Origin of the sequence: Streptomyces sp. ISL-11, assembly GCF_018614525.1 — a bacterium.
In the GTDB taxonomy this organism is placed as follows: domain Bacteria; phylum Actinomycetota; class Actinomycetes; order Streptomycetales; family Streptomycetaceae; genus Streptomyces.
This window is the reverse complement of the sequence record NZ_JAGGOL010000187.1, coordinates 1-8,107: the sequence shown is the minus strand read 5'-3', so window position 1 is coordinate 8,107 and position 8,107 is coordinate 1. Positions and strand designations below refer to the sequence as shown.

5 protein-coding genes are annotated in these 8,107 nt (G+C 73.6%); 3 read left to right on the top strand and 2 right to left on the bottom strand.

The genetic code is table 11. From position 1 onward, the window contains the following. A partial coding sequence (locus J7E86_RS28930; RefSeq protein ID WP_215085777.1) for a PucR family transcriptional regulator ligand-binding domain-containing protein occupies positions 1 to 1,143 on the bottom strand: 1,143 nt, incomplete at its 3' end. 201 nt (positions 1,144 to 1,344) lie between these two features. Then, positions 1,345 to 3,147, bottom strand: coding sequence for a glycoside hydrolase family 15 protein (locus tag J7E86_RS28925; RefSeq protein WP_215085776.1), 1,803 nt, complete (start codon positions 3,145 to 3,147; stop codon positions 1,345 to 1,347). A 452-nt stretch (positions 3,148 to 3,599) separates the two neighbouring features. On the opposite strand from J7E86_RS28925, the gene J7E86_RS28920 reads away from it, so the two are divergent. From J7E86_RS28920 to J7E86_RS28910, 3 genes are all read left to right on the top strand, one after another. Then, positions 3,600 to 5,252, top strand: a complete 1,653-nt coding sequence (locus tag J7E86_RS28920) for a CTP synthase (protein ID WP_251019830.1) — start codon at positions 3,600 to 3,602, stop codon at positions 5,250 to 5,252. A 69-nt stretch (positions 5,253 to 5,321) separates the two neighbouring features. Continuing rightward, complete coding sequence (locus tag J7E86_RS28915; RefSeq protein ID WP_215085775.1) at positions 5,322 to 5,957, top strand: NUDIX hydrolase; 636 nt, start codon at positions 5,322 to 5,324, stop codon at positions 5,955 to 5,957. 175 nt (positions 5,958 to 6,132) lie between these two features. Further along, on the top strand, positions 6,133 to 8,107 hold a 1,975-nt coding region (locus tag J7E86_RS28910; RefSeq protein ID WP_215085774.1), incomplete at its 3' end, for a tetratricopeptide repeat protein.

Genomic DNA, 8,107 nt, shown 5'->3' with positions numbered 1-8,107 from the left:
CCGCAGGGCCTCCGCCACCCGCCCGGCGACCGCGGCCCGCTCGCCCGCGTCCCGCAGGCCCACCAGCAGCGGTATCCGGCCCTCCGACAGCCGTATGCCCAGCAGCACCGGCACCCCGACCGCCGCCAGCTCCTCCTGCACCGCGCACGTCAGCTCGGCCCAGCCGGCCGTCGGCGCACGGCCCGTCGCCGGGCGCATCACCATCGGCAGCAGCGGGCCGGGGCCCGGCCGGAAGCCCAGCACGCGGGCCTGCGCGGGGGCGTCCGCCGCGTCGACGCGGTCCTCGGCGACGTCGGACAGGAAATCGCCGCGGCCGCGCGCCGCGAGCTCCTCCTCCTGACGGGCCTGGAGGAGGACGACCGCCAGCAGCCCGGCCGCGCGGTCCGCCGCGATCCGGTGCACGGGCGCCAGCGGCGCGTTCACCGGCAGCACCGTCAGGCGCGCCCGTACGGAACCCGGCCCCGGGCCCCGGCCCGGGACGTCGGTGATCAGGGTCCCGGCGAGACCGGCGTCCCGCAGCCCGTCCCAGACCTGGAGCGGATCGGCCGCGCCCGGCAGCGCCTCGGGCCCCGCCGCGTACAGCAGCCGGCCCTCCGGTGTCTCCAGGAAGACCGGGTTGCCGGCGAAGCCCGCGAACAGCCGCAGCACCTCCGGCACCCCGCCGCCGCCCAGCAGCAGCTCCGTGCACTGGCGGTGCACCTCGTCGGCGCGCCGCAGCAGGGCGTAGTGCTCATTGACCAGCTCGGTGTGGATCTCCTCGGTCACCGCGACGAACGGCACCTCCCGGTGCAGCTGGATCAGCGGCAGCCCGTACGCGCGCGCCGTCTCCACCACCGCGGCCGGCAGCGTCGTGAACCGTGCCCCCAGCTCCACCACCAGCGCCGCGATGTCCCGCTCCGCGAGAGCACGGACGAACGCGCGCTGCTCGGCCGGGCGGGTACCCAGGCCCAGGCCGGTGGTCAGCAGCAGCTCGCCGCCCTTGAGGAGGGCGGCGATGTTCGGCGCCTCGCCCGCGTGCACCCAGCGGACGGGGCGGTGCAGGCGGTCGTCGGCCGCGACGACCTGGGGCAGCCCCCGGCGCAGGGCGGGCAGCTCCAGGGCTCTGGCCACGGTGATCGTGCCTTGGGGGTGCGGGTGGTCCATGGCCGGGAACGGTACGCGGTTCGTTTACCCGAACGGGCGGAGGTGTGTGCGCCGCACACCTGTCACCCCCCCCCGGTGCTCCGCCCCGGACCCCGGTCCTCAAACTCCCCCAGCTACCGCTGGGAGGTGCCCCCGGACGGGCTGGATTTCCAGCCCGTCCGGCGCTTGAGGACACCCGGCGCCCAAGAACGAACGGGCGCGTCAGCCGCCGAACGCGCTCGACGCAGTCAACCGCAACGCCGTATCGATCAAAGGAACATGGCTGAACGCCTGCGGGAAGTTGCCCACCTGCCGCTGGAGCCGCGGGTCCCACTCCTCCGCCAGCAGGCCCAGGTCGTTCCGCAGCGCCAGCAGCTTCTCGAACAGCTGCCGTGCCTCGTCGACCCGGCCGATCATCGCCAGGTCGTCCGCGAGCCAGAACGAGCAGGCCAGGAACGCCCCCTCGTCGCCCTCCAGGCCGTCCACGCCCGCGTCCTCGCCGGCCGTCGGGTAGCGCAGGACGAAACCGTCCGGCGTCGACAGCTCACGCTGGATCGCCTCGATGGTGCCGATGACGCGCTTGTCGTCGGGCGGCAGGAAGCCCATCTGCGGGATCAGCAGCAAGGAGGCGTCCAGCTCACGGGAGCCGTAGGACTGGGTGAAGGTGTTGCGCTCCTTGTCGTACCCCTTCTCGCACACGTCCCGGTGGATGTCCTCGCGCAGCTCGCGCCACCGGTCCAGCGGCCCGTCCACGTCGCCGGACTCGATCAGCTTGATGGTGCGGTCGACGGCGACCCAGGCCATCACCTTGGAGTGCACGAAGTGGCGGCGCGGGCCGCGCACCTCCCAGATGCCCTCGTCCGGCTCGTTCCAGTGGTCTTCCAGATAGCCGATGAGCCGCAGCTGGAGCAGGCTCGCGTAGTCGTTGCGCGCGAGCCCGGTCATGTGGGCGAGGTGCAGCGCCTCGGTGACCTCGCCGTAGACGTCCAGCTGGAGCTGGTCGGCGGCGCCGTTGCCGATCCGTACGGGCGAGGAGTTCTCGTAGCCCGGCAGCCACGGCAGCTCCGCCTCGCCGAGCTCCCGCTCGCCGGCGATGCCGTACATGATCTGGAGGTTCTCCGGGTCGCCCGCCACCGCGCGCAGCAGCCACTCGCGCCAGGCGCGGGCCTCCTCGCGGTAGCCGGTGCGCAGCAGCGAGGAGAGGGTGATGGCCGCGTCCCGCAGCCAGGTGAAGCGGTAGTCCCAGTTCCGGGAGCCGCCGATGTCCTCGGGCAGCGAGGTGGTCGGCGCGGCGACGATGCCGCCCGTCGGCGCGTAGGTCAGTGCCTTGAGCGTGATCAGCGAGCGGACGACGGCGTCCCGGTAGGGGCCGTGGTACGTGCAGTGCTCGACCCACTCCCGCCAGAAGTCCTCGGTGGCCTCCAGCGAGCCCTCCGGGTCGGGCAGGGCCGGCGGCTGGCCGTGCGAGGGCTGCCAGCTGATGGTGAAGGCGATCCGGTCGCCGGGCGAAACGGTGAAGTCGGAGTAGGTGGTGAGGTCCTTGCCGAAGGTGTCGGCGGTGGTGTCCAGCCACACCGAGTCGGGACCGGCCACGGCCACCGTGCGGTCGCCGACCTTGTGCACCCAGGGCACGACCCGCCCGTAGGAGAAGCGCATCCGCAGGGCGGAGCGCATCGGCACCCGGCCGCTGACGCCCTCCACGATCCTGATCAGCTGGGGCGCCCCGTCGCGCGGGGGCATGAAGTCGATCACCCGGACCGTGCCGCGCGGGGTGTCCCACTCGGATTCGAGCACCAGGGAATCCCCCCGGTAGCGGCGGCGGTCGGCACGCGGTGGCGCCGCCCCCGAGGGGTGCGCCGGGCCGACCCGCCAGAAGCCGTGTTCCTCCGTGCCGAGCAGACCGGCGAACGCGGCATGGGAATCAAAGCGGGGCAGACACAGCCAGTCGGCCGTACCGTCCCGGCAGACCAGGGCGGCGGTCTGCATATCACCGATGAGTGCGTAATCCTCGATACGCCCGGCCACGTCATCTCCAGTCGAACGGCCACGTGGACCCTTCAGGGTCCCCTTGCGGTCAAGCGATCTTTGACGAGCTCTTCTTCCGGGAGGTGGGGGCCCCACGCCCAGCGGTGGCTGGGGAAGGGGGATGCCGTGCCGGCCGGCTCGCTGCATGTGTCCGTGCAGGATACGACGCCGAGTTGGTGCGACGCGCGGCGGTTGAACGACGAATCTGAGCCGAATGGGTGGCCGGGTATCCGGCCGCCGTGCAGCCTGTGACCCACCCGCCACGCAGCGCGAGAGCGGCCCCCGCCGAGGCGGTCCGACGCGTCGCCGGACGCGGCCGGGCCGGGTCGCTGATACCCTGGTACCCCGTGGACCGGTGGGCGCAAGACCCCCCAACCGCAGCGACGGCACCCCCGGAAGAAACCGGGTGATCGCCGATACGCACCTCACCTCGCGACCACGGGAGCCCCCCTTTGGCCATTGCCGCAAAGCCCACGACGACCAAGCACCTCTTCGTCACGGGGGGTGTCGCCTCCTCGCTGGGCAAGGGTCTGACGGCCTCCAGCCTGGGCGCGCTGCTCAAGGCGCGGGGTCTGCGGGTCACGATGCAGAAGCTCGACCCGTACCTCAACGTCGACCCCGGCACGATGAACCCCTTCCAGCACGGTGAGGTGTTCGTCACCAACGACGGCGCCGAGACCGACCTGGACATCGGCCACTACGAGCGCTTCCTGGACGTCGACCTCGACGGGTCCGCCAACGTCACCACCGGCCAGGTCTACTCCTCCGTGATCGCCAAGGAGCGGCGCGGCGAGTACCTGGGCGACACCGTGCAGGTCATCCCGCACATCACCAACGAGATCAAGCACCGCATCCGGCGCATGGCGACCGACGACGTCGACGTCGTCATCACCGAGGTCGGCGGCACCGTCGGCGACATCGAGTCGCTGCCCTTCCTGGAGACGGTCCGCCAGGTCCGCCACGAGGTCGGCCGCGACAACGTCTTCGTCGTGCACATCTCGCTCCTGCCCTACATCGGCCCCTCCGGCGAGCTGAAGACCAAGCCGACCCAGCACTCCGTCGCCGCGCTGCGCAACATCGGCATCCAGCCCGACGCGATCGTGCTGCGCGCCGACCGCGAGGTGCCGGCCGCGATCAAGCGCAAGATCTCGCTGATGTGCGACGTCGACGAGGCCGCCGTGGTCGCCGCCATCGACGCCCCGTCGATCTACGACATCCCCAAGGTCCTGCACACCGAGGGCCTGGACGCCTACGTCGTGCGCAAGCTCGACCTGCCGTTCCGCGACGTGAACTGGACCCAGTGGGAGGACCTGCTGGACCGCGTCCACAACCCCGACCACGAGGTCACCGTCGCGCTCGTCGGCAAGTACATCGACCTGCCCGACGCCTACCTCTCGGTCACCGAGGCCATCCGCGCCGGCGGCTTCGCCAACCGCGCCAAGGTCAAGGTCAAGTGGGTCGCCTCGGACGACTGCAAGACCGCGGCGGGCGCCCAGCAGCAGCTCGGCGACGTCGACGCGATCTGCGTCCCCGGCGGCTTCGGCGACCGTGGTGTCAACGGCAAGGTCGGCGCCATCACCTACGCCCGCGAGAACAAGGTCCCGCTGCTGGGCCTGTGCCTGGGCCTGCAGTGCGTGGTCATCGAGGCCGCGCGCAACCTCGCCGGCATCGAGGGCGCCAACTCCACCGAGTTCGACCCGGCCACCGCCAACCCGGTGATCTCCACCATGGCCGAGCAGATGGACATCGTCGCCGGTGAGGGCGACATGGGCGGCACCATGCGCCTGGGCATGTACCCGGCCAAGCTCGCCGAGGGCTCCATCGTCCGCGAGGTCTACGACAACGAGCCGTACGTCGAGGAGCGCCACCGTCACCGCTACGAGGTGAACAACTCCTACCGCGCGGAGCTGGAGAAGAAGGCCGGCCTGGTCTTCTCCGGCACCTCCCCGGACAACAAGCTCGTCGAGTACGTCGAGTACCCGCGCGAGGTGCACCCCTACCTGGTCGCCACCCAGGCGCACCCGGAGCTGCGCTCCCGCCCGACCCGCCCGCACCCGCTCTTCGCGGGCCTGGTGAAGGCGGCCGTGCGGCGCAAGCAGGGCTGACCTATACGGTTGCCGGGGTGAGGGTCTTCCGGGACCCTCACCCCGGTTTTCTGTTTTTGGAGGCATCGCATGGGCATCAAGGACACCCCCGCCGAGTGGCAGGTCACCGCGACGGCGACGCCGTTCGTCGGCAACAAGACCAGCGTCCGCACGGACACGGTCGTCATGCCGGACGGCTCCGCCGTCACCCGTGACTACCAGGTGCACCCCGGCTCGGTCGCCGTCCTCGCCCTCGACGACCAGGGCCGGGTGCTGCTCCTGAAGCAGTACCGCCACCCGGTGCGGCAGAAGCTGTGGGAGATCCCCGCCGGCCTGCTCGACATCCCCGGCGAGAACCCCCTCGTCGCCGCCCAGCGCGAGCTGTACGAGGAGGTGCACGTCAAGGCCGACGACTGGCGGGTCCTCACCGACGTCTACACCACCCCCGGCGGCTGCGACGAGGCCGTACGGATCTTCCTGGCCCGCGGCATCTCCGACGCCGACGGCGAGCGCTTCGCGGTCTCCGAGGAGGAGGCCGACATGGAGTTCGCCCGGGTGCCGCTGGCCGAGCTGGTGAGCGGCGTCCTGGCCGGTGACCTGCACAACAACTGCCTGGTCGTGGGTGTGCTCTCGCTCGCCGCCGCGCTGGCCGCGGGCGGGGAGGCCGGGCTGGACGCGCTGCGCCCGGCGGACGCCCCGTGGCCCGCCCGGCCCTTCGAGGCATAGCCCCGGCCCACCCGATCCGGTGGCCGGTCGGACCATCGGGAGAACCGAATAGGTGATCTTCGGCGGGGCCGGTGCCGGTTCCCGGGGACCCGGTGGGTGGTGAACTAGGCTCAACGCGTTCCCGACCGCGGCCGCGGCGGGCTCGTACGTGCGGTTGGGACGGGAGAGTGGCCCCGTGACGGAGCGGGCGGTGGAGACCGGCGGCGAAGTGGCGGCGCCCCCGCCCGGGCGGGGGCTGTCCGCGGCGCCCGCCCGGGCGGTCCGCCGGACGCCGGCCACCGTGACCGGTGCCTTCGTCGGCCGCCGCCGTGAGCTGGAGGAGCTGCGGGCCGACATCGACCGCACCGGCCTCGACACCCTCGCCGGCCGCAAGGCCCCGCGCTGCCGGGTGCTGCTCATCGCCGGCCGGCCCGGCTCCGGCCGCACCGCCCTGGCCGAGCAGCTGGTGGGCCGGCTCGCCGAGGACTACCCCGGCGGTGTGCTGCGGGCCCGCCTGACCGAGGCCGACGGGGAGCGGGTGCCCACCGAGCGCACCGCGCGCGCCCTGCTCACCACCCTCGGCGCGCCCGTACCCGCGGGCGCGGAGGAGGACGAGCTCACCGAGGCGCTGCGCGCCGCGCTCCAGGGGCGGCGCACGCTGCTGTTCCTGGACGACGCGGCCGGTGCCGAACAGGTCGACCCGCTGCTGCCGGACGAGTCCGACTGCCTGATCGTGGCCGTCTCGCGCGGCCCGCTGACCGGCGTCCCCGACGTGCGGCCCTGCACCCTCGGCGGTCTGGACACCGCGGCCGCAGTGGAGCTGCTGGAGCGCTACGCCGGCCCGACCCGAATCACCTGCGACCCGGTGGCCGCGAGCGCCGTCGTGGAGGGATGCGGCGGCCAGCCCGCGGCGCTGGTCCTGGTCGGCGGCTGGCTGGCGGCCTGCCCCAAGCTGTCGGTGGTCGACGTGGCCAAGCGGCTGCGCGAACTGCCCTCGCTCGACACCCCCGACAGCGCCCGCCGGCCGCTGGCACGGGCCTTCCGGCTCGCCTACGAGGCGCTGCCGCCGTCCACCGCCCGCATACTGCACCTGCTGGCACTGGCCCCCGCCGGGCCGGCCGACGCGCACACCACCTCCGCGCTGGCCGGCTGCTCGGTGGGCGCCGCCCAGAGCGCGCTCGACGAGTTCACGGCCCGCGGCATGCTGCGGGCCGAGCCGGCCGCGGGCTTCCTCGGCCCGCAGTACCGGGTGCCGGGCTGCCTGGCGCCGCTGCTGCGGGCGCTGCTGGAGACTCAGGAGCGGCCCGCCGAGGTCGAGTTGGCGCGGGCCCGGATGCTGGAGCGGACCGTACGGCAGCTGCACTCGTGCCGGGCCAGCACCGAGACGGGTGACCCGCTGACCCGCAAGCGGCTGGCCGAGCTGCCCAGGCCGCTGCGCTTCCCGACCCCGCAGGCGGCCGAGGAGTGGCTGCGGGGCCGGCTGCCGGCACTGCTGGCGGCGGCCCGGCTCGCGGTGCGCGACGGCCGGCTCGACACCCTCGCCCGGCGTCTGATCTCCGCGCTCACCCGGGCCCTGACGGCCCATCTGGGCGCGGAGGAGGCGGGGCCGGAGCTCTACGGGCTGCACCAGCTCGTGCTCGACGTCGCCCAGCGCTGCGAGATGCCGCTGGAGAAGGCCGCGGCGCTGCTGAACCTCGGCGACCTCGACGCCAGGGCCGGGCGCACGCGCGGCGCGCTGGGCCGCTACCGCGAGGCGCTGGACGCGGCGCGCGAGGCGGCCGACCCGTACGCCACCAGCCGTTCGATGGAGTCCATCGCCGCCTCCCACCAGGAGCTCGGCGACTGGCAGCGGGCCGCCGACTGGTACCGCCGGGGGCTGGAGCTGCGGCTGACGCGCGGTGAACTGGCCGACGAGGCGCGGCTGTACGGGCGGCTGGGCGCGGTGCACACCTACGCCGGCCAGTGGGGCGAGGCGCTGCGCGACTGGCGGGCGGCGGCGGCCACCTGCCGCCGGCTGCGGGACCAGCCCGGCCACGCGCGGGCGCTGAGCGAGATCGCACGGGTGCAGGAGTACGCGGGCCGGCCGCAGGAGGCGCTGCGGACCTGCCGGGAGGCGCTGGACTGCGCGCGCCAGGCCGGTGACACACGGCTGGAGGCCGCGGTGCGGCTGC

What these genes read in the sequence shown, in the direction of transcription:
- J7E86_RS28915 (WP_215085775.1), top strand. Translation starts at nt 5,322, where the DNA reads ATGGGCATCAAGGACACCCCCGCCGAGTGGCAGGTCACCGCGACGGCG.